At 76.3% G+C, this 19,513-nt stretch carries 21 protein-coding genes; all 21 read left to right on the top strand.

Going from position 1 to position 19,513, the window contains the following annotated elements; genetic code table 11:
* Positions 1 to 19 precede the first annotated feature (19 nt).
* The 21 genes from D0Z06_RS03125 (at position 20) to D0Z06_RS03020 (ending at position 19,453) form a co-directional block, all read left to right on the top strand.
* The gene (locus D0Z06_RS03125) at positions 20 to 904 is read left to right on the top strand and encodes a FliH/SctL family protein (protein ID WP_233517413.1); all 885 of its coding nucleotides are present in this window, start codon (positions 20 to 22) and stop codon (positions 902 to 904) included.
* The gene (locus D0Z06_RS03120; protein ID WP_117375912.1) at positions 901 to 2,205 is read left to right on the top strand and encodes a FliI/YscN family ATPase; all 1,305 of its coding nucleotides are present in this window, start codon (positions 901 to 903) and stop codon (positions 2,203 to 2,205) included. The genes D0Z06_RS03125 and D0Z06_RS03120 overlap by 4 nt, the downstream gene beginning before the upstream one ends.
* Complete coding sequence (locus D0Z06_RS03115; protein WP_117376100.1) at positions 2,202 to 2,657, top strand: flagellar export protein FliJ; 456 nt, start codon at positions 2,202 to 2,204, stop codon at positions 2,655 to 2,657. The genes D0Z06_RS03120 and D0Z06_RS03115 overlap by 4 nt, the downstream gene beginning before the upstream one ends.
* The gene (locus D0Z06_RS03110) at positions 2,645 to 3,592 is read left to right on the top strand and encodes a transglycosylase SLT domain-containing protein (protein WP_117375911.1); all 948 of its coding nucleotides are present in this window, start codon (positions 2,645 to 2,647) and stop codon (positions 3,590 to 3,592) included. Before D0Z06_RS03115 ends, D0Z06_RS03110 begins: the two co-directional genes overlap by 13 nt.
* Positions 3,589 to 4,986, top strand: coding sequence for a flagellar hook-length control protein FliK (locus D0Z06_RS26680; protein WP_158579862.1), 1,398 nt, complete (start codon positions 3,589 to 3,591; stop codon positions 4,984 to 4,986). Before D0Z06_RS03110 ends, D0Z06_RS26680 begins: the two co-directional genes overlap by 4 nt.
* A 12-nt stretch (positions 4,987 to 4,998) precedes the next feature.
* A complete protein-coding gene (locus tag D0Z06_RS03095; RefSeq protein WP_117375908.1) occupies positions 4,999 to 5,412 on the top strand; it encodes a flagellar hook assembly protein FlgD in 414 nt (137 codons plus the stop codon).
* Between the two features lie 31 nt (positions 5,413 to 5,443).
* Positions 5,444 to 6,649, top strand: coding sequence for a flagellar hook protein FlgE (locus tag D0Z06_RS03090; protein ID WP_117375907.1), 1,206 nt, complete (start codon positions 5,444 to 5,446; stop codon positions 6,647 to 6,649).
* A gap of 310 nt (positions 6,650 to 6,959) precedes the next feature.
* Positions 6,960 to 7,241, top strand: a complete 282-nt coding sequence (locus D0Z06_RS03085; RefSeq protein ID WP_117375906.1) for a flagellar FlbD family protein — start codon at positions 6,960 to 6,962, stop codon at positions 7,239 to 7,241.
* Between the two features lie 3 nt (positions 7,242 to 7,244).
* Positions 7,245 to 8,015 carry a motility protein A gene (locus D0Z06_RS03080; protein ID WP_117375905.1) on the top strand — a complete coding sequence of 257 codons (771 nt, stop codon included), beginning with the start codon at positions 7,245 to 7,247 and terminating at the stop codon, positions 8,013 to 8,015.
* Positions 8,012 to 8,926 carry a flagellar motor protein MotB gene (locus D0Z06_RS03075; RefSeq protein WP_117375904.1) on the top strand — a complete coding sequence of 305 codons (915 nt, stop codon included), beginning with the start codon at positions 8,012 to 8,014 and terminating at the stop codon, positions 8,924 to 8,926. The genes D0Z06_RS03080 and D0Z06_RS03075 overlap by 4 nt, the downstream gene beginning before the upstream one ends.
* Positions 8,927 to 8,936: 10 nt before the next feature.
* Entirely contained in the window at positions 8,937 to 9,419 is a 483-nt protein-coding gene (locus D0Z06_RS03070; protein WP_117375903.1) for a flagellar basal body-associated FliL family protein, read from the top strand.
* Positions 9,420 to 9,590: 171 nt separating this feature from the next.
* Positions 9,591 to 10,622: a flagellar motor switch protein FliM gene (locus D0Z06_RS03065; protein ID WP_117375902.1), complete on the top strand. Its 1,032-nt coding sequence runs from the start codon at positions 9,591 to 9,593 to the stop codon at positions 10,620 to 10,622.
* Positions 10,619 to 11,362 (top strand): flagellar motor switch protein FliN, encoded by a 744-nt coding sequence (fliN, locus tag D0Z06_RS03060; RefSeq protein WP_117375901.1) that lies wholly within the window; start codon positions 10,619 to 10,621, stop codon positions 11,360 to 11,362. The genes D0Z06_RS03065 and fliN overlap by 4 nt, the downstream gene beginning before the upstream one ends.
* On the top strand, positions 11,359 to 11,745 hold the full coding sequence (locus D0Z06_RS03055; RefSeq protein WP_117375900.1) for a FliO/MopB family protein: 387 nt from the start codon (positions 11,359 to 11,361) through the stop codon (positions 11,743 to 11,745). The genes fliN and D0Z06_RS03055 overlap by 4 nt, the downstream gene beginning before the upstream one ends.
* The gene (fliP, locus tag D0Z06_RS03050) at positions 11,745 to 12,581 is read left to right on the top strand and encodes a flagellar type III secretion system pore protein FliP (RefSeq protein ID WP_117375899.1); all 837 of its coding nucleotides are present in this window, start codon (positions 11,745 to 11,747) and stop codon (positions 12,579 to 12,581) included. The genes D0Z06_RS03055 and fliP overlap by 1 nt, the downstream gene beginning before the upstream one ends.
* Complete coding sequence (gene fliQ / locus D0Z06_RS03045; protein WP_117375898.1) at positions 12,578 to 12,853, top strand: flagellar biosynthesis protein FliQ; 276 nt, start codon at positions 12,578 to 12,580, stop codon at positions 12,851 to 12,853. Before fliP ends, fliQ begins: the two co-directional genes overlap by 4 nt.
* A 4-nt stretch (positions 12,854 to 12,857) precedes the next feature.
* Positions 12,858 to 13,622: a flagellar biosynthetic protein FliR gene (gene fliR, locus D0Z06_RS03040; RefSeq protein WP_117375897.1), complete on the top strand. Its 765-nt coding sequence runs from the start codon at positions 12,858 to 12,860 to the stop codon at positions 13,620 to 13,622.
* Positions 13,622 to 14,758, top strand: coding sequence for an EscU/YscU/HrcU family type III secretion system export apparatus switch protein (locus D0Z06_RS03035; RefSeq protein WP_117375896.1), 1,137 nt, complete (start codon positions 13,622 to 13,624; stop codon positions 14,756 to 14,758). The genes fliR and D0Z06_RS03035 overlap by 1 nt, the downstream gene beginning before the upstream one ends.
* Positions 14,759 to 14,845: 87 nt before the next feature.
* Complete coding sequence (gene flhA, locus D0Z06_RS03030) at positions 14,846 to 16,891, top strand: flagellar biosynthesis protein FlhA (RefSeq protein ID WP_199522097.1); 2,046 nt, start codon at positions 14,846 to 14,848, stop codon at positions 16,889 to 16,891.
* On the top strand, positions 16,878 to 19,217 hold the full coding sequence (locus D0Z06_RS03025; protein WP_147331970.1) for a hypothetical protein: 2,340 nt from the start codon (positions 16,878 to 16,880) through the stop codon (positions 19,215 to 19,217). The genes flhA and D0Z06_RS03025 overlap by 14 nt, the downstream gene beginning before the upstream one ends.
* Positions 19,214 to 19,453, top strand: a complete 240-nt coding sequence (locus tag D0Z06_RS03020; RefSeq protein WP_117375893.1) for a hypothetical protein — start codon at positions 19,214 to 19,216, stop codon at positions 19,451 to 19,453. Before D0Z06_RS03025 ends, D0Z06_RS03020 begins: the two co-directional genes overlap by 4 nt.
* The last annotated feature ends 60 nt before the right edge of the window (positions 19,454 to 19,513 follow it).

Raw genomic sequence — 19,513 nt, 5'->3', positions numbered from 1 at the left:
CGTGACCTCGTCGCCCGACGTGACCTCCGCACCCGACGCGGGGCCGAAGCGGGACTCCGCGCTGCTGCGGGGCGAGTCGGCCCGGCGGGCCACCCCGTGGGTCCGCGCCGTCCCGCCGCCCCGGGGGGCGCCGGCGGAGGCCACCGCGCCGCCCGCGACCGCACCGCCGGGGGCCGCACCGCCGGCGGCCGCGTCGGTGAGGACGGCGCCGCCGGCCACCGCGCCGGTGAGCGCGCCGCCGGGCCGCGGGGAGCGGCGGGCGGAGGACCGGCGCCAGCACGTGCGCCGGGCGGCCGACCAGCCGGTGCCGGTCAACCGCCCGTCCCTCCGCCTGGGCGACGTCTACGCCGAGGAGCTGGCCCGGCTGCGCGGGCACGCGCAGCGCGAGGGCTGGGCCGCCGGGCACGCGGAGGGCCTGACCGCCGCCGCCGAGTTGGTGGCCGAGACCGAGCGCGCGGCCGCCGAGCGGCTCGCGGAGGTGCAGGCCCGCTGGGAGCGCCGCCTGGTCTCGGCCACCGCGGCGCTCGGGGCGGCGGTCACCCAGCTGGAGCAGGCCGCGCTGCCGGTCGCCGAGGACGTCCGCGACTCGGTGATCGAGGTGGTGCTGACCCTGCTGGAGGACCTGCTCGGCCGGGAGCTCGCCCTCGCCGGCTCCCCGGGGCTCGACGCGGTGCGGCGGGCGCTGACTCTCCTGCCCGCCGACGCGCCGGCGGTCGTCCGGCTGCACCCCGACGACCTGGCCGAGGTGCCGGCCGAGGCGCTGGCGGGGCTGCCGAGCACGGTCGTCGTCCTCGGCGACCCGGCGGTCGAGCGGGCCGGTGCGGTGGCCCAGTCGGGGCCCTCGCGGGTCGACGCCCAGCTGTCCGCGGCGCTGCAGCGGGTGCGGGCGGTGCTGGCCCCGTGAGCGTCGGGCTGCTCGACCGCGCCCGGGCCGCCGCCCGGCCGGAGCTCACCGGCGCCGTCGTCGGCGCCATGGGCCTGACGCTCACCGTCGAGGGCATCCCCGCGGCCGTGGGCGACCTCGTCGAGGTCGACCCCGGCCCCCAGGGGCTGCTCGCCGAGGTCGTCGCCGTCTCCCGCGAGCGGCTGACCTGCATGCCCCTCGGCGAGCTCTCCGGCGTGCACTCCGGCGCGCGGGTCCGGGCGACCGGCCGACCGCTGCAGGTGCCGGTCGGCGACGCGCTGCTCGGCCGGGTGCTCGACGGCCTCGGCCGCCCCGTGGACGGCGGCACCCCGCTCGGCCCGGGGGTGGAGTTCGTCGACCTGGCCAGCGAGACACCGCACGTGCTCTCGCGCAGCCGGGTGCAGGAGCCGCTGACCACCGGCGTGCGCGCCCTGGACACGCTGGTCCCCTGCGGCAAGGGGCAGCGGCTGGGCATCTTCGCCGGCTCCGGGGTGGGCAAGTCGACGCTGCTGGCCCAGATCACCCGCGGGACGGACGCCGACGTGCGGGTGATCGGCCTGATCGGCGAGCGGGGCCGCGAGGTCCGCGAGTTCCTCGAGGAGAACCTCGGCCCCGAGGGCATGGCGCGCACCGTCGTCGTCGTGGCCACCTCCGACGAGCCGCCGCTGGTGCGGCTGCGGGCCGCCTTCGTGGCCACCCGCATCGCCGAGGGCTTCCGCGACCAGGGCCGCGACGTGCTGCTGATGATGGACTCGATCACCCGCACCGCCATGGCGCAGCGGGAGGTGGGGCTCTCGGCCGGGGAGCCGCCGGCCACCCGCGGCTACCCGCCGAGCGTCTTCGCGATGCTGCCCCGGCTGCTGGAGAAGGCCGGCACCGCCGCCACCGGGTCGATCACCGGCCTCTACACCGTGCTGGTGGACGGCGACGACCACAACGAGCCGATCGCCGACACCGCGCGCTCGATCCTCGACGGCCACGTCGTCCTCACCCGCCGGCTGGCCACCGCGGGGCACTTCCCGGCGATCGACGTCCTGGAGTCGATCTCCCGGGTGGCCTCGGCCGTGGTGCCGCCGGCGCAGATGGCCGACGCCCGCGAGCTGCGCCGGCTGATGGGCGCCCTGCGGGACGTGCGCGAGCTGGTCGAGATCGGCGCCTACCAGGCCGGCAGCGACCCCCTCGTCGACCGCGCCCGCCAGCTCGCCCCGGCCGTCGAGGCGTTCCTGCAGCAGCCGACCGGCGACCTCACCACGCCCGACGAGGCGTGGGCGTGGCTCGGCCGGGTCGTCCGGTCGACGTGACCCGCCGCCCCGCCTTCCGCCTCCAGCCGGTGCTCGAGCTGCGCCGCCGCGAGGAGCGGACGGCCGCCCTCGCCGCGGCCGAGGCCGCCCGCACCGCCGCCGAGGCCGGCCGGCGGGCCGCGGCGGCCGAGGCGGCGGCCGCCGGGGCGCTACCCACCGGTCCCCTGCCGGCCGGTGCGTTCCAGGCCGCCCTGCTGCGCGCCCGGCTGGCCACGGAGGACGCCGCGGCCGCCCGCGCCCTGGCGACCGCCTCGGCCGAGCAGGCCGAGCTGGTGGCCGCGGCCTGGACGGCGGCCGCCCAGCGCACCAAGGGGCTGGAACGGCTGCGGGAACGGCACGTGCAGGCGGTTCGGGTGGCCGAGCAGGCTGCCGAGGAGAGAGCCGTGGACGACCTCGTCACCGGCCGCGCCGGCCGCCCCGCGACCGCCGGGGAGGTGCCGTGGACGGGGTGACCGCGGTGCAGACCCGCATCAGCGAGATCCAGAGCCGGTTCACCGCGCTGCGCCCGACCACCTCGGCGGCCTGGGCCTCGGCCGCGGCCACCGCCGGGCTCGGCGCCGCCGCCCCGGCCCCCTCGACCGCCGCGGCCGCCGGCGCGGCCTCGGAAGCCGCCGTGGTGACCGAGGCACGCCGGTACCTCGGCGTCCCCTACCGGTGGGGCGGCACCGACCCGGCCACCGGCCTGGACTGCTCGGGCTTCACCCAGCTGGTCTACGGCAACCTGGGCATCTCGCTGCCCCGCACCTCCTCCCAGCAGGCCACCGCCGGGACCGCGGTCGCCTCGCTGGACCGGGCCCGCCCCGGTGACCTGGTCTTCTTCGACAACTCGAGGTCCCGGCCGGGGGTCGACCACGTCGGCATCTACCTCGGCGACGGGAAGATGATCGCCGCGCCGCAGGCGGGCGAGGCGGTCAAGGTCCAGTCGGTCGGCAACCCCACGGTGATCCGCCGGGTGCTGCCGGTGGAGGCGCCGACCGCCGCGGCGTCAGGCGGGTCCGGCGCGCTGGCCGGCGTCCCCTACGCCGACCTGTTCACCCGCGCCGGCGCCCGGCACGGCGTCGACCCCGCCCTGCTGGCCGCGGTCGCCGCGCAGGAGTCCGGGTTCGACCCGACCGCGGTCTCCCCCGCCGGGGCCCGCGGCCTCATGCAGTTCATGCCCGCCACCGCCCGCTCGATGGGCGTGGACCCCGCCGACCCGGCGTCCTCGGTGGACGGCGCGGCCCGCTACCTCGCCCAGCTCACCGACCGGTTCGGCTCCACCGAGCTCGCCCTGGCCGCCTACAACGCCGGACCGGGCACGGTCAGCCGGCACGGAGGCATCCCCCCGTACCCCGAGACGCAGGCCTACGTCCGCGCCGTGACCAGCAAGGCGGCCAGCTACCGATGAGCGCCCCCCTGACCGTCGTCCCCGCCCCCCGGGCGGGGGGCTCCGCGGCCGCACCCCGCTCCTCCGGAGCGTCGGGGCGCGACGACTTCGCCGCGGCTCTCGACGACGCCGTCGCCGGCCGGGGACGGCGGCCCGAGCGGCCCGACCGCCCCGACCGGCCCGACCGACCCGACCGACCGGAGCGGCCCGACCGCGCGGACCGGCCCGAGCGTCCCGACGGCGCCGACCGCCCGCCCGCCCGGCGCACGGCCACCGGGGACGCGACCCGGGACACCGCGACCGGTGGTGCCACGCCCGGGGACGCCACGCCCGGGGACGCCACGCCCGGGGACGCCACGCCCGGGGACGCCACGCCCGGGGACGCCACGCCCGGGGACGCCCCGCCCGGTCCCGGCGCAGCCGCGGGCGTCGCGACCGACGTCCCTCCGGGGACCGCGCCGGCCGGCCCGCCGCACGGCGTGCCGCCGGCGCTGTGGGCGCTGGTCACCGGTGCTGCCCTGCCCGGTCACGCGGCCGGGGACCGGCCCGCCGGCGACCCCGCCGCCGGCGCCGGGCCCGCGGGCCCCGCCGTGCCGGTCCCGCCCGCCACCGACCCGGCCGGCGGTGCGCCGGGCGGCCCGCCCGCGACCGGTGCGGCACCGCCGCCCGGGACCGCGCCCGGTGCCACCGCCGTCCCCCCGGCGCCCGGTGCGGCGCCGGCCGGCGCTCCGGCCGCCGCGGGCGCCGGGCCGGTGCCCGCCACCGGCGGTGCCCTGCCCCCCGGGGTCGAGCTGGCGGTCGTCGACGGCAGCGCCCCGCAGGCCACGGCCGCCGGCACCGCCGCGGCACCCGACGGATCGGCCCCGGCCCCGGTGCCGGTCGCCGGGGCGGTGACGGCCGGGGCCGCGCCCGCGACCGCCCCCGTGGGCGGCCCGGCGAACCCCGGCCCCTCCGCCCCGGTGGCCGGCCAGGTGGCCACGCACGTCGCCGTGCTGCGGCACGGGCCCGACGGCACCCACACGATGACCGTCGTCCTCACGCCCGAGCACCTGGGCCCCGTCGAGGTCCGCGTGACCCTGACCGACGGCGTGGTCGACCTGGCGATGCGCAGCGCGACCGAGGCCGGGCGCCAGGCCCTCCAGGACGCCCTCCCCGAGCTCCGCCGCGACCTGCAGACCGCCGGCCTGACCTGTTCGGGCGCCAGCGTCGACCGCGACGCCGGCGGCGGCTGGGGCGCCGCCGGCCAGCATGCGCCCGGCCAGCAGGCGCCCGACCAGCAGGCGCCCGGTCACCAGGGCGGTGGCCGGCACCGCCCCGACGCGGGAGAGCCGCCGTGGTCCGCCGGTCCCCGTCCCCAGCCCCTGCCCCGCGGGGCCGCCGGCCCCGCCGCGACCCGCCTCGACGTCCTGGCCTGAGAGGAGCCCGCGATGACCAGCCCCGTGAGCAGCGCCGGCCACGCCTACACCCCGGCGACCACCGAGGTGGACCGGCCCGACCAGATGGGCAAGGACACCTTCCTCAAGCTCCTGGTCGCCCAGCTGCGCTACCAGGACCCCACCAAGCCGGCCGACAGCAGCCAGATGATGAGCCAGACCGCGGTCTTCAGCCAGGTCGAGAAGCTCGAGCAGCTGGCGACGCAGAACGCCGCACTGCTGGCGCTGCAGCGCACCACCAGCGCCGGCGCGATGGTCGGCCGCACGGTCACCTGGACCGACAGCACCGGCGCCGCCGTGACCGGCACGGTCAGCTCCGTCCGCCTCGGCAGCACCGCCGCGGAGGCCACGGCCGTGGTCGACGGGAGGACCGTCGAGCTCAGCCGGATAACCGAGATCACCTCTTGAACCCCCTGACTACTTAGCGAGGAGTCCTCCCATGCTCCGTTCCATGTTCTCGGCCATCTCCGGTCTGCGCGCCCACCAGACGAAGATGGACGTCACCGGCAACAACATCGCCAACGTCAACACGGTCGGCTACAAGTCGCAGTCGACGGTCTTCGAGGACACGCTCTCGCAGATGATGCGGGCCGGTGGCGCCCCGACCGAGGCGCGCGGCGGCACGAACCCGGCCCAGGTCGGGCTCGGCGTCAAGCTCGGTGGCATCTCCACCAACTGGACGCAGGGCGCCACCCAGACGACCGGGCGCTCCACCGACTTCATGGTCGAGGGCGACGGCTTCTTCGTCGTCCAGGCCGGCACCCAGCAGCTGTTCACCCGCGCCGGCTCGTTCAGCTTCGACTCGGCCGGCAACCTGGTGACCGCCAGCGGCGCCGTCCTGCAGGGCTGGTCCGCCGACGCGAACGGCGTGGTCAACCCCAACGGCCCGATCGGCGACCTCGCCATCCCCTACGGCCAGGGCACCGCGCCGCGGCGCACCGGCAACGGCACGGTGGAGGGCAACCTGTCGGCCTCGGCACCGGTCGGGACCGCGGTCGAGACCGCCATCACGATGTTCGACGACCTCGGCCGCGAGGTCCCGGTGACCTACGCCTACAGCAAGACCGCGGACAACACCTGGGGCCTGACGGTGACCGCCCGCGGGGCCACCGTGCACTCGTCGTCGGTGACCTTCGACGCGGTCACCGGCGCCCTGTCCTCCGCCAGCCCGGTCACGCTGGCGGGCATCCCCGGGCTGACCGGCGCGGTCAGCGTGGACCTCTCCACCATCACGCAGTACGGCAGCCCGACCAACGTCAGCGCCGACAGCCAGGACGGCTACAGCGCCGGGTCGCTCGAGTCCTTCAGCCTCGGCAGCGACGGCACCGTCACCGGCATGTTCTCCAACGGCGAGCGCAAGGTCCTCGGCCAGCTGGCCCTCGCCGCCTTCGACAACCCCAGCGGCCTCGAGAAGGCCGGCAGCAGCATGTTCCGCGCCGCCAACAACTCCGGCCTGCCCGACATCGGCCAGGCCGGCGCCGGCGGCCGGGGCACCCTCAACGCCGGCGCGCTGGAGATGAGCAACGTCGACCTGGCCGAGGAGTTCACCGGCCTGATCGTGGCCCAGCGCGGCTTCCAGGCCAACAGCCGGGTGATCACCAGCTCCGACGAGATCCTCCAGGACCTGGTCAACCTCAAGCGCTAGGAGGACCTCCCTCCTCCCCGCCACTCGTAGAAGGACCCCGTCCCTCTCACCCCTCGCGAGCTCGGGGCGAGCCTCCGGACGGGGCCGGACCCTGCAGGGGGCCGCCCCGGCAGCTCACGGCGGCGGCCCGGTCACCCGGTGGTGGCCGGGCCGCCGCCGTCCAGCGCGTGCCCGAACCCCTCACCCGCCGGGGTGAGGGACGGCGTTCGGCTCAAGCGGCACCGCCGCGGGGCCGATGAGAACTGCAGCAGAGGTGGCGCGCCGACCGCGCACCGCCGGACCCCTCCCCCCGCAAGCCAGAGGACCCCTCGTGATCCGTGTGACGCGCCTGAACGGAGAGCGGTTCGCGCTCAACCCCGACCTCGTCGAGCGGGTGGAGGGTCACCCCGACACCGTGGTCTTCCTCGTCGACGGCACCAAGTACGTCGTCCGCGAGACCGTCGAGGAGGTCCTCCTCGAGATCCGCGAGTACCGGGCCTCCATCCTCGCCACCGCCTACGAGATGGACCGCGGGACCTACCGCTCCCCGGTGCCGCCGGCGGACGCCGACGGGGCCTCCGTCGTGCCCTTCCCGGCCCGCGAGGAGCGCTGACCCGTGGACCCGGCCACCCTCATCGGCTTCGTCGTCTCGATGGTCGCCCTCCTGGCCTTCATGGTCCTCGAGGGCGCCGACCCGACCTCGCTGATCTTCATCCCGGCGATCGTCCTCGTCCTGGTCGCCACCTTCGGAGCCGCGATGGCCCACCAGACGATGGACGACCTCAAGAAGATGCCCGCCTGGTTCAAGATGGCCCTGATGCCGGCCAAGGTGCCGCCGGCCACCGACCAGATCCAGATCCTGGTGCGACTCGCCGAGAAGGCCCGCAAGGAGGGCCTGCTGGCCCTCGAGGCGCAGGTGAAGACCATCGAGGACCCGTTCCTCAAGCGCGGGCTGCAGATGGGCATCGACGGCACCGACCCCGAGGAGCTGCGCGCCGTCCTGGAGAGCGAGATCTCGGCCAAGAAGGCCGAGGACAAGGTCGCCGCCAAGTTCATGACCGCGATGGGCGGCTACGCCCCGACCATCGGCATCGTCGGCTGCATCGTCGGGCTCATGAACGTGATGGCCAACCTCAGCAACCCGGAGTCGCTGGGGCCCATGATCGCCGCCGCGTTCATCGCCACCCTGTGGGGCGTCATGGCCGCCAACTTCTGGTTCCTGCCGATGGGCGCCAAGATCCTGCGGGTCAGCGAGCTGCAGGCCGCGCAGATGGAGCTGCTCGTCGAGGGCATCACCGAGATCCAGGCCGGCACCAGCCCGCGCGCCGTCCGCCTCAAGCTCACCTCCCTCATCCCGCCCAGTGAGGTCGCCAAGGAGGCCGCATGAGCTCCGGCGGCCAGGGCGGCCGTCGCCGTGGCAGGAAGCACGAGGAGGAGGAGCACGAGAACCACGAGCGGTGGCTGGTGTCCTACGCCGACATGGTCACGCTGCTGCTGGTGACCTTCGTGGTGCTCTACGCGATGAGCCAGGTGGACAAGGAGAAGTTCGCCGCCCTGGCCAGCGGCCTGTCCGAGACCTTCGGCGCCCCGGTCAGCGCGCTGGTGAGCAGCAGCAGCCGGGAGGAGCCCGCCGTCCTCGACGGGCTGCCGGCGCCGGCCGACATCGCCCTCGGGATCGCCCCGGACTCCCGGCCCACCCAGGAGCAGGTCGACGCGGCCGCGGCCGAGGCGGCCCTCGCCGAGGCCCGCCAGGTCGCCGCCGAGGCCCGCGACGAGTACGCCGCCCTGGTCGCCGCACGGGACCGCATCGAGGCCGCGCTGGCCGCGGCCGGCTACGCGGGCACCGCCCGCTACGAGATCGACGAGCGCGGCCTGGTGGTGCACATCGTCTCCGACCCGGTGCTCTTCGACGCCGAGCGCGCCGACCTCAAGGCCGACGGGCGGGCGATCCTCAGCGCGGTCGCCCCCACCCTGGCCGCGCTGCCCAACCAGCTCGCGGTGGAGGGCCACGCCAACCACCTGACGGTCACGCCGGGCGGGCCCTACCCGTCGAACTGGGAGCTCTCCGGCGCCCGGGCCTCGACCGTCGTGCGGTACCTGGCCGGCGACGGCCTGGCCGAGGACCGCATGTCGGCCGTCGGCCACTCGTCCACCCGCCCGCTCGTGCCCGAGACCGACCCGGGCGCGATCACCGTCAACCGGCGCGTCGACGTCGTCGTGCTCTCCACCGCCTCCGCGGAGGCCAACGACCTGCTCCCGGGCCTCGCCGCCGGGCAGCCCGCCGCCGAGAACCCCTGAGGAGGGACCCATGGCCGAGAAGACCAAGGACAAGGACAAGAAGGCCGCGCCCGAGGAGGGCGAGGAGAGCGGGGGTGGCAGGAAGAAGCTGCTGGTCATCGCGCTGGTCGTCGTCCTGGCGCTGGGCGGGGCCGGGTACTTCCTCCTCTTCGCCGGCAGCGGGGAGGCCGCGGCCGAGGAACCGGTGGCCGGCGAGGTGCTCCCCCTCGACCCGGTGGCGGTGAACCTGGCCGGCGGCGGCTACCTGAAGGTCGGCATCGCGCTGCAGCTGACCGAGGCCGCGGCCGGCGGGGGCCACGGCGGCAGCAGCGTGGACGGGTCCGAGGCGCTGGACCTGGTGATCGCCACCTTCTCCCAGGCCCAGCCGGCCGACGTCATCGGCTCGCGCGAGGCGCTCAAGGAGGCCCTCGAGCAGCGCATCGTGGAGGCCTACACCGAGGACGGCCACGCGATGGTCATGGGCATCTACCTCACGGAGTACGTGACCCAGTGACGCCGGCCGGGTCCTCGGCCCGCCGGCGCCCGCGTCGGGCGAGCGAGGCGGGCCGGACGACGTCCGCACCCGGGAGTCCCAGCGGTCCCACGCTCCCCACCCACCCCGGCTGACCGGCGGCGCCCCGCGCCGCCGGTCAGCCCGTGCCGGGACCGTGCCGATGAGGGGTGCGTGACCCGCCCCGATCCCGGACCCGCCCCCGCCGGGCCGGACCCGTCGCCGCAGGTCCCGGCACCTCCTCCGAGCGCGACCGGCCCCGGCACCCCCTCCCCCACCGCTCCGGGCCGCCGGCGCCGCGGTGAGCCGCGCGTCTACGACTTCCGCCGCCCGACCAAGCTCTCCCGCGAGCACGTCCGCGTCCTGCAGATCGCCCTGGAGGGGTTCGCCCGCCAGGCCACCACCGTGCTCACGACCCTCCTGCGCACCGGCGCCCGCATGGAGCTCGTCGGCATCGAGCAGCACTCCTACGACGACCACCTGGCCACGCTGCCCGAGACCTGCTTCCTCGCCACCTTCTCGATGGAGCCGCTGGGCGGCAAGGGGCTGCTGGTCTACTCGCTGGACACGGCGATGGCGATGGTCGACCACATGCTCGGCGGGTCCGGTGGCGCCGAGCAGCCCGAGCGGCCGATGACGGTCATGGAGACCGCCATCACCCGGCACATGCTCGACCGGCTGCTGCACGACCTCGGGACGGCGTTCTCGCACGTCACCGAGCTCCAGCCGGCGCTCGAGGACATCGAGTACGACCCGCAGCTCGCCCAGGCCGCGGGCGGCTCGGACACCGTCGTGGTCACGACGCTGGCGCTCTCGGTCGGCAGCCGCACCAGCGAGGCCACCCTCGTGCTGCCGTTCTCGTCCTTCGCCACCGCGCTGACGAACGCGGCCTCGCCCCAGCTGTCGGAATCCGCCCAGGCCGTCCGCCGGCGCGCCCAGCAGGCCCTGGCCGAGCGGCTCGGGATGGTCCCGGTGGACGTCGGCGTCCGGTTCACCCCGCTCGAGGTCTCCTCCGAGGACCTGCTGTCCCTCGACGTGGGTGACGTGCTGCTCCTGCGGCACCCGCAGGACGCACCGCTCGAGGTCACCACCAACGACGTGACGTTCGCCCACGCCATCGCCAGCAACCACCGGCGCCGGCTCGCCGCCGCCATCGTCCCGACCCCGTCCAGCGCCCAGCACCCAGCCGAGAAGGACACCGCATGACCGCCAGCCTGGAGCACACGCAGGCCTCCGAGACCGTCATCGCGGTCGTGGCCGCCGCCGCCCGCGCCGCGGCCGACCTGGTGCCCGCCTCGGTCGCGCTGACCCCCGGCGCCCCGGTGCGCGACCCGGACGCCGTCCCCTCGCCCGCCGGTGCTTCCGCCGCGGTGACCGCCCGGCTGTCGGGCGAGGTGACCGGGGACGTCGTCCTCGTCGTTTCCCCGCAGCTGGTCGAGGCGCTGGCCAACTCCCCGGTCGGGCCGATGGAGCTCGCCCCGGCGCTGCGCCCCGCCCTCGAGGCGGCCGCCGCCACGCTGGGCCGGGTGCGCATCGACTCCGAGCGCACCGAGGACCCGGTCGCGGCCCTGGACGGTCTCCGCGACAAGGGCATGCTCGTCGCCGTCCCGCTGCTGGCCCGTGACCAGGTCGAGGCGACCCTCGCCCTGCAGGTCACCCTGCCGGCCCCGCGCGCCCCGCGCGGCAGCCTGGACCTCCTGCGGCACGTCGCCATGGAGGTCACCGTGGAGATCGGCCGCACCCGGATGACCGTCGGGGAGCTGCTCTCCCTGCACCCCGGCGAGGTCGTCGAGCTGGACCGGGCCGCCAGCGCCCCCGCGGACCTCCTGGTCAACGGCACCCTCATCGCCCGCGGCGAGGTGGTCGTCGTCGACGAGGACTTCGGGCTGCGGATCAGCGAGATCGTCACCGACGCCGCCGGCGAGCGCGGGACGGCGCCGGCATGACCTGGATGGTGATCCGGCTCGTCCTGTCCCTGGCCCTCATCGGCGCGGTGCTCTGGTTCGCCGCCCGGCTGGCCCGCCAGCGCGGGCTCGGGCAGGGCAACGGGCTCATCGAGGTCGTCGCCCGCCAGCGCATGGGCCGGACGAGCTCGCTGTCGGTGGTCCGCGTCGCCGGTCGGGTGCTGGTCGTCGGCTCCACCGAGGAGCAGGTCAGCCTGCTGGCCGAGGTGGACGGCGACCTGGTCGAGGAGGAGCTGGCCGAGCGGCGGGCCGCGCTCGCCCGGCCGGCGTCGGCCGGCCCCGGCGTGCTGGCCGGGTCCGTGCTGGACCGCGGCAGCTGGACGGCGGTCGTCCAGCAGCTGCGCGACCGGACGGTGCGCCGCTGATGACCTCCTCCCCCGCCGCCGCGCGCGGCGCACCCGTCGCCCGGCGGCTGGGGGTGCTCCTGCTGCTGCTGGCCGCGGTCGGCGCGCTGCTGCTCCTGCTCGCCGGCCCGGCCTCGGCGGCCCCGACCGCGCCGACGGCCCCCACCGAACCGACCGCACCCGTGGCACCGGCGGTCGAGGGCGGGGTGGACATCTCCGTCGGCGGCGGCAGCGCCAGCACCTCGATCACGCTGATCCTCGCGATCACCGTGCTGTCGGTGGCGCCGGCGGTGCTGCTGCTGTGCACCTCGTTCACCAAGATCATCGTCGTGCTGTCGCTCACGCGGAACGCGCTGGGCATGATGCAGTCGCCGCCGAACTCGGTGCTGACCGGCATCGCCCTGTTCCTCACGCTGTTCGTGATGGGCCCGGTGCTCGCCGACGTCAACGAGGTCGCGGTCCAGCCCTACCTCGACGGCCGGGCCACCGTCACCCAGGCGTACGACGCCGGCGTGGTGCCCCTGAAGGCGTTCCTGCTCGGCAACACCCGGGACGACGAGCTGCGGCTCATGGTGGGGCTCTCCGGCGAGGAGGCCCCGGCCGACCGGGAGGCGGTCAGCATGACCACGCTGGTGCCCGCGTTCGTGCTCTCCGAGCTCAAGAGCGCCTTCATCATCGGGCTGGTCGTCTTCATCCCCTTCCTGGTGCTCGACATGCTGGTCAGCGCCGCGCTCATGTCGATGGGCATGATGATGGTCCCGCCGACCATCGTGTCGCTGCCGTTCAAGCTGCTGCTCTTCGTGGTGGTCGACGGCTGGTCGCTGATCACGACCGCGCTGGTGGGGTCGTACGGGTGAGCGACGCCGACGTCACCGAGATCGCGCTGCGCACCATGCTGGTGGCCGCCAAGGTCTCCGCGCCGATCCTGGTCACCGCGCTGCTCGTGGGCTTCCTCATCTCCCTCTTCCAGGCGGCGACGCAGATCCAGGAGCCGACGCTGTCGTTCGTGCCGAAGGTGATCGCGGTGTCGATCGCCCTGCTGGTGACCGGGAACTGGGTGCTGTCCGAGATGGTGTCGTTCACCCAGGGGCTCTTCGACGCGCTGCCCCGGCTGCTCGACCGGACCTGAGCCCATGGACCTCGAGGTCCCGGCGTCCACCCTGCTGGCCCTGCTGCTCGGCACCGCCCGGGCGGCCGGGTTCCTGCTCGTGGCCCCGCCCTTCAACTCCCGGGTGATCCCGGCGCCGGTCAAGGGCGCGTTCGCGCTGGCCCTGGCGGTCGCGCTGCTCGACCGCGTCGCGGCGTCGGTCGGGGAACCGACGGCCGGCGTGCTCGTGGTCGGCGCGGTCACCGAGGTCGCCATCGGCGCCGCGCTGGGCTTCGTGGTGCACGTGCTGTTCGCCGCCGTCCAGTACGCCGGCGACCTCATCGACCTGACCGGCGGCTTCTCGCTGCAGCCGGCCTACGACCCGCTGGCCATGACCACCAGCTCGTCGATCGGCCGGCTGCACCACCTGCTCGCGCTGACCCTGCTGTTCACCAGCGGCGGGCACCTGCTCATCGTGCGCGGGTTCGCCACCTCCTACGAGGGGCTGCCCGTCGGCGGCGGGGTCCCCACCGAGCAGCTGGCCCAGGCGCTGGTCACCGCCTTCTCGATGATGTTCCTGGCGGCCCTGCAGATCGCCGGCCCGATGGTCGCCGTCCTGCTGCTCGCCGACATCGCCCTCGGCCTGCTCAGCAAGGCCGCGCCGGCGCTCAACGTCTTCGCCCTCGGTTTCCCGCTGAAGATCATGCTGACCCTCGCGCTGCTCGGCCTGACCTTCCCGCTGCTGCCCGCCGCGCTCGACGCCCTCGTCGAGGACGCGGTGCGCGCGATGGTGTCCTTCCGGAGCGGCTGATGGCCAAGGACGGTCCGGGCGGTGAGAAGACCGAGAAGCCGACCCCCAAGCGCCTCAAGGAGGCGCGGCGGGACGGCCAGGTCCCGCGGACCCAGGAGCTCGGCACCTGGGCGGGGGTGGCGGCGGCCAGCCTGCTGCTGCCGATGACGGTCCGCGACGCCTACGACGGGGTCGGCCGGCTGTTCGTGCAGATCGGCGGCGTGGCCGCGCACCCCGAGGTCGCCGGGCTCTCGGCGCTGTTCGGCCAGGCGCTGGCCACCTTCGTCTCGGTCGCGCTCCCCCTCGCGCTGGGCATGATGCTGGTCGGGACGCTCGCGGCGGCCGCGCAGGGCGGGGTCACCGTCAGCGGCAAGCCGATGAAGCCCACGCTGAAGAAGCTCAACCCCTTCCCCGGCTTCAAGCGGATGTTCGGCACCCAGGGGCTGTGGGAGGCGACCAAGGCAATCATCAAGACCGCGGCCCTGGGCACCGTCGTGGTGCTGACCAGCAGCCGGGCCCAGGCCCTGGTCAGCTCGGCCGGCGCGCTGCCGCTGTCGACGGTGGCGGCCACCTTCGCCGACTGCGCCGTGCTGATGTTCCGCGTCGTCGCGGTCACCGGGCTGGTCATCGCGCTGGCCGACTACGTCGTCGTCCGCGTGCGCATGATGAAGGGCCTCAGGATGAGCCGGTACGAGGTACAGCAGGAGCACAAGCAGGCCGAGGGCGACCCGCACGTGAAGGCGCAGCGCCGGTCGCGCGCCCTGGCGATGTCCCGCAACCGGATGATGGCCGAGGTGGCCCAGGCCGACGTCCTGCTGGTCAACCCCACCCACGTCGCCGTGGCGCTGCGGTACGACCCGGAGCGGGGCGCCCCCCGGGTGGTCGCCAAGGGGGCGGACGAGATCGCCGCGAAGCTGCGCGAGCGGGCGGCCGAGGCGCGGGTGCCGATGGTCCAGGACGTCCCCCTGGCCCGGGCGCTGCACGTCTCGTGCGACCTCGGCCAGGAGGTGCCGCCGCAGCTGTTCACCGCGGTCGCCCGGGTGCTCGCCTTCGTCATGCAGCTGTCCGCGCGGGGCGTGCGCGGGGGGCTGCACCGGCCCGGGTTCGAGGCGCCGGACGTCGACGACCTGCCGCGGGCGGGGGCGCCCCGCCGGTGACGGGGCGCGCGGGACGCCCGTGACGGGTGGGGCGGGCGGCACCGGCCGCGGTGCCCGGGTTGAGCCGAACTGCCGATGAGTTCGTCCGTGCAGAAGCTGACGAAGGCCGCCGTCCCGGTCGGCGTGGTGGCCATCGTCCTCATGCTGGTCGTGCCGATGCCGGCCGCCGTGATGGACCTGCTGCTCGGCCTGAACATCACCGCGTCGCTGCTGATCCTGCTGGTCGCGATGCAGATCAAGCGGCCGCTGGACTTCGCCGTCTTCCCGTCGCTGCTGCTCGTCGCGACCCTGTTCCGGCTGGCCCTCAACGTCTCGTCGACCCGGCTGGTGCTCACCGACGGCTTCGCCGGCAAGGTCATCGAGGCCTTCGGCCACTTCGTGATCAGCGGCTCGCTGGTCGTCGGTCTGGTGATCTTCGTGATCCTGACCATCGTGCAGTTCGTGGTCATCACCAACGGCGCCGGTCGCGTCGCCGAGGTCGGCGCCCGCTTCACCCTCGACGCCATGCCGGGCAAGCAGATGGCGATCGACGCCGACCTCAACGCCGGGCTGATCAACGAGACCCAGGCGCGCCGGCGGCGCCAGGAGGTGACCGCCGAGGCCGACTTCTACGGGTCGATGGACGGCGCCTCGAAGTTCGTCAAGGGCGACGCCATCGCCGGCATCATCATCACGCTGGTCAACCTGATCGGCGGGTTCGCGATCGGGATCATGCAGCGCGGCATGGCCCCCGCCGACGCGGTGCAGACGTACTCGCTGCTCACCGTGGGCGACGGCCTGGTGTCCATGATCCCGGCCCTGCTGCTGTCGACGGCGACCGGCATCATCGTGACCCGGTCGGCCACCGAGGGTGACATGGGCAGCGACCTGATCGCCCAGCTGGGCCGGTTCAAGCAGCCGCTGCGGATCGCCGGCGGCGGGGCGCTGATGCTGTGCCTCATCCCGGGCCTGCCGGTGCTGCCGTTCCTCCTCGTCGGGGGGCTCTTCTTCCTCCTCGCGGCCCGCATCACCGAGGCGCCCACCGCCGACGAGGACGCCGAGGCGGCCGCGGCCGCGGCCGAGCTGGAGCCCACGCCGGACTCGCCGGAGGAGATCGCCGAGCGGATGCGGGTCGACCCGCTGGAGCTGGAGGTGGCCTTCGACCTGGTGGACCTGGTCGACGCCGCCCGGGGCGGCGACCTGCTCGACCGCGTCAAGGCGCTGCGCCGGAAGGTCGCGATGGACACCGGCCTGGTGATCCCGCTGGTGCGCACCCGCGACAACCTGGACCTGCCGGCGTCCCAGTACGTCATCTGGCTCAACGGCGTCCCCGCCGCCAAGGGCACCTCGCCCGCGGGCACCGTGCTGGCCATCGGTGACTCGCTCGACGCGCTGCCGGGCAAGGCCACCCGGGAGCCGGTGTTCGGGCTGCCCGCCAAGTGGGTGCCGGTGGAGCTGCAGCGGCAGGCGGAGATGTCCGGCGCGACCGTCGTCGACCGCTCCTCGGTCATCACCACCCACCTGGCCGAGGTGGTCCGCCAGAACGCCGCGCAGCTGCTCGGCCGCGAGGACGTCCGCCTGCTGGTCGAGATGGTCAAGCGCAGCCACCCCGTGGTGGTCGAGGAGCTCACCCCGACGCTGCTCACCCTCGGCGAGGTGCAGCGCGTGCTGCACGGGCTGCTGGAGGAGAACGTCTCCATCCGCGACCTGGTGCGCATCTTCGAGGCGCTCTCGGTGCGGGCGAAGGTCTCCACCGACGTCGACGGCCTGGTCGAGGCGGCCCGCGCGGCGCTCGGGTCGGCGATCAGCCACCCGTACGTCACCGCCGACGAGCGGCTGCACGTGCTGACCCTGGAGCCGGCCTTCGAGCAGCGGCTGCTCGAGTCGGTCCGGAACAGCGATGCGGGGCTGGTCCTGGCCCTGGACGCCGGCACCGTCGACGCGCTGGTCACCTCGTGCACCGGGCTGCTGGCCGACGCCGACCGCCTCGGGCTCTCCCCCGTGCTGGTCTGCTCGCCCCAGGTGCGGGCGGCCCTGTCCCGCCTGGTCCGCCAGGTCGTCCCCCGCCTGCCGGTCATCTCCTACGCGGAGGTGTCCCGGACGGCGCAGATCGAGTCCCTGGGAGTGGTGAACGGTGCCTTTGCCATCCGTTGAGGCAGCGACCCGCGACGCCGCCGTCGCCGCCGCGCGCGAGCGGTACGGCTCCTCGGTGCGCATCGTCGGCGTGCGCAAGGTGCGCACCGGCGGGGTGATGGGCTTCTTCACCACCGAGCGGTACGTGGCCGAGGTCGAGGAGCTCCCGGCCACCGCCGTGCCGCGCCGGCCGGCGTCGCGCGCGGAGTCGGCCGCGCGCATCGAGGCCGCGCTGCGGCGGGCACCGGTCCTGCCCGACCCGGTGGACGAGGTCGCCGACCTGCTCGGGGGCGGCACCCCGGGCGGGGCCGAGCCCGACGTCGCGCTGTACTCGCGCCCGGCCCGGCCGCGCGCCGGCCGACCGGCGGCGCCGGCGGCCGGGGAGCGCTCCCCGTGGAGCGCGGCGCCGTCCACCCCCGAGGCACCGGCACGCCCCGCCGCCCCGGCCGCGGCCCGCCCCGCCCCCGAGCCGGCGTCCCCGCGCGCGGCCGCCCGGCGCGGGGACACCCCCGGGGCGCCGTCGCCGTTCACCGCCGCCCTGGCGCAGATGGTGGCCGCCGACCGCGAGGTCCGCGCCGCCGTCGAGGAGGCGGTCGCGACCGCGCACGGCGCCCCGGCGGACGACGCACCCCAGTGGTCGGCGGAGGAGCCGTCCCCCGCGGGGAGCCCGGTCGACCGGCCGGTCCCGGGGGCACCCGAGCGGGACGCGTGCGACGAGCCCGACGCGTGCGACGAGCCCGACGCGTTCGGCGAGCTCGTCCCGGACGAGCAGCCGGCCGGCGCCGGGACGGCGGCCTCCGCCGCGCCGTGGGGCACCCCGGGCGCCCCGGCGACCGACCCGGTGGCCGAGCCGGTGGCCGAGCAGGCCCTCGCCGCCGAGGTCACCGCCGGGCCGGCACTCCCCGAGCCGGCCGGCGGGGCCGCCGGCGCCGACGGCCCCGCCGCCCCGCCGCCGGCCCGGTGGCTGCCGCCGGTCCCCCCGCCGGTCGTGCGCACCCCCCGCACGGTGCCCCCGCCGGCACCCGTGGGGCCGGACCGGGCCGCCGCGTCCGAGGTCACCGGCCCGGTCACCGCCCGCGAGGAGATCGTCGCGGAGGTGCTGCGCGCCGCGCTGGCCCACGACACCTCCGACGCCGCCCTCACCGACCTGCTGCGCGGCGTGCTCACGGGCGCGGCCACGCAGGAGGAGCTGCGGGCCGCCGACCCCGCCGCCGGCGAGGACGGCGTGCCGGCCGTCTGGGTGGACGCCGCGACCGAGTCCGACGAGTGGGAGGTCGACCCGGGGCTCGCGCTCGAGGCGGAGGTCGTGGCCGAGCCGGCCGTCGCGGTGGGGGTGCTCGCCGCGACCGCCAGCGACCCCGCACCCCTGCCGGTGCCCGCGGACGCGACGACGGTCCTGCCGCCCCTGTCGCTGCTGCCGCCGCCCACGCCGGGTGCCGAGCTCGCCGTCCCGCCGCTGCTGTCGCGGCGCCCCCCGGTGCCGCCGGCGGTCCGCCGCCCCGGCCAGCAGGTGGCCCGCCGCACCGAGGCGCGCACCGGCCTGGCCACCGTGACCCGGCTGCCGGTCGACCAGCGCGCGGCCGGGCGGCGCCCCGCCGGCCCGGCCGGTGCCCCGGTGGTGGTGCCCTCGGTGCGGGCCGTCGCGACCCCCGGGGCCGCCCGGGCGGCCGGCCCGGAGGACGCCGTCGTCGGCCGGCTGCTGGCCCTCGGCGTCCCCGAGCGGCTGCTGGGCGCGGACTTCGCCGCCGAGGTCGCCCGCTCGGGCACCTACGCGGCACTGGTGCGGGCCCTCGCCGCCGGCCTGCCGCCGGCGCCCGAGCTGCCCGCCGGCCCCGGCGAGGTGCTGCTGGTCGTGGGCCCCGGCGTCGAGACGCTCGCCGCGGCCCGCTCGCTGGCCGCCGCCCTGCGGCTCGACGGGGACCGGCTGCAGTGGGCCTCGCGGGGGGACCTCGCCGCGCTGGCCCCGCGCAGCAGCCGGATCACCGGCATCGACGCCGCGCTCGAGCGCAAGATCGACGCCGACCGGGCCGGGACCCTCACCGTCGTCGCGGTCGACGCGCCGCTGCGCGGGGGCAGCACCTGGCTGGAGCAGATGCTGGCGGTCTTCTCACCGGCCGGGGTCTGGGCGGTCGTCGAGGCCACCCGCAAGCCCGAGGACGTCGGCCCGTGGCTGGACGGCCTGCCCCGCGTGGACGCGCTGGTCGTGCAGGACACCGACCTGACCGCCGACCCGGCGGCGGTGCTCGGCCGCACCAGCGCGCCCGTGGCCCTCCTCGACGGCACCCGCGCGACGGCGCACCGCTGGGCGTCCCTCCTCTGCGAGCGGCTGGAGGCCGGGCCGGCATGAGCCCGCTGCGGTGGGAGGTGCTGGCCGCCGCCCTCGTGCTGGCGGCCCCGGTCCTGCTGCTCGGGCTGCGCGGCGACCTCACCGCCGACGAGGTCGTCACCCGGTTGCCGTGGTGCCTGGGCGCCGGCTGGCTCGCGGTCACCCTGCTGCGGTGGGCGGCGACCCCGCCCCGGCCGCGCCCGGCCGAGCGCGTCCCCGCCGCCGGCGCGGAGGAGCCGCCCGCCCCGCCGGTGTGACGGCGGGGTGGGCGGCTCCTCCACGGCACCGCGGCTCCGCGGGTCCCGGCAACCGCGGCC

The organism is Geodermatophilus marinus, from assembly GCF_003428645.1.
GTDB lineage: Bacteria > Actinomycetota > Actinomycetes > Mycobacteriales > Geodermatophilaceae > Geodermatophilus.
This window is presented reverse-complemented; position numbering and strand designations above follow the sequence as displayed.

What these genes read in the sequence shown, in the direction of transcription:
- D0Z06_RS03075 (WP_117375904.1), top strand. Translation starts at nt 8,012, where the DNA reads ATGAGCTCCGGCGGCCAGGGCGGCCGTCGCCGTGGCAGGAAGCACGAG.
- D0Z06_RS03055 (WP_117375900.1), top strand. Translation starts at nt 11,359, where the DNA reads ATGACCTGGATGGTGATCCGGCTCGTCCTGTCCCTGGCCCTCATCGGC.
- D0Z06_RS03090 (WP_117375907.1), top strand. Translation starts at nt 5,444, where the DNA reads ATGCTCCGTTCCATGTTCTCGGCCATCTCCGGTCTGCGCGCCCACCAG.
- D0Z06_RS03020 (WP_117375893.1), top strand. Translation starts at nt 19,214, where the DNA reads ATGAGCCCGCTGCGGTGGGAGGTGCTGGCCGCCGCCCTCGTGCTGGCG.
- D0Z06_RS03095 (WP_117375908.1), top strand. Translation starts at nt 4,999, where the DNA reads ATGACCAGCCCCGTGAGCAGCGCCGGCCACGCCTACACCCCGGCGACC.
- D0Z06_RS03070 (WP_117375903.1), top strand. Translation starts at nt 8,937, where the DNA reads ATGGCCGAGAAGACCAAGGACAAGGACAAGAAGGCCGCGCCCGAGGAG.
- fliR (WP_117375897.1), top strand. Translation starts at nt 12,858, where the DNA reads ATGGACCTCGAGGTCCCGGCGTCCACCCTGCTGGCCCTGCTGCTCGGC.
- fliP (WP_117375899.1), top strand. Translation starts at nt 11,745, where the DNA reads ATGACCTCCTCCCCCGCCGCCGCGCGCGGCGCACCCGTCGCCCGGCGG.
- D0Z06_RS03035 (WP_117375896.1), top strand. Translation starts at nt 13,622, where the DNA reads ATGGCCAAGGACGGTCCGGGCGGTGAGAAGACCGAGAAGCCGACCCCC.
- D0Z06_RS26680 (WP_158579862.1), top strand. Translation starts at nt 3,589, where the DNA reads ATGAGCGCCCCCCTGACCGTCGTCCCCGCCCCCCGGGCGGGGGGCTCC.
- fliN (WP_117375901.1), top strand. Translation starts at nt 10,619, where the DNA reads ATGACCGCCAGCCTGGAGCACACGCAGGCCTCCGAGACCGTCATCGCG.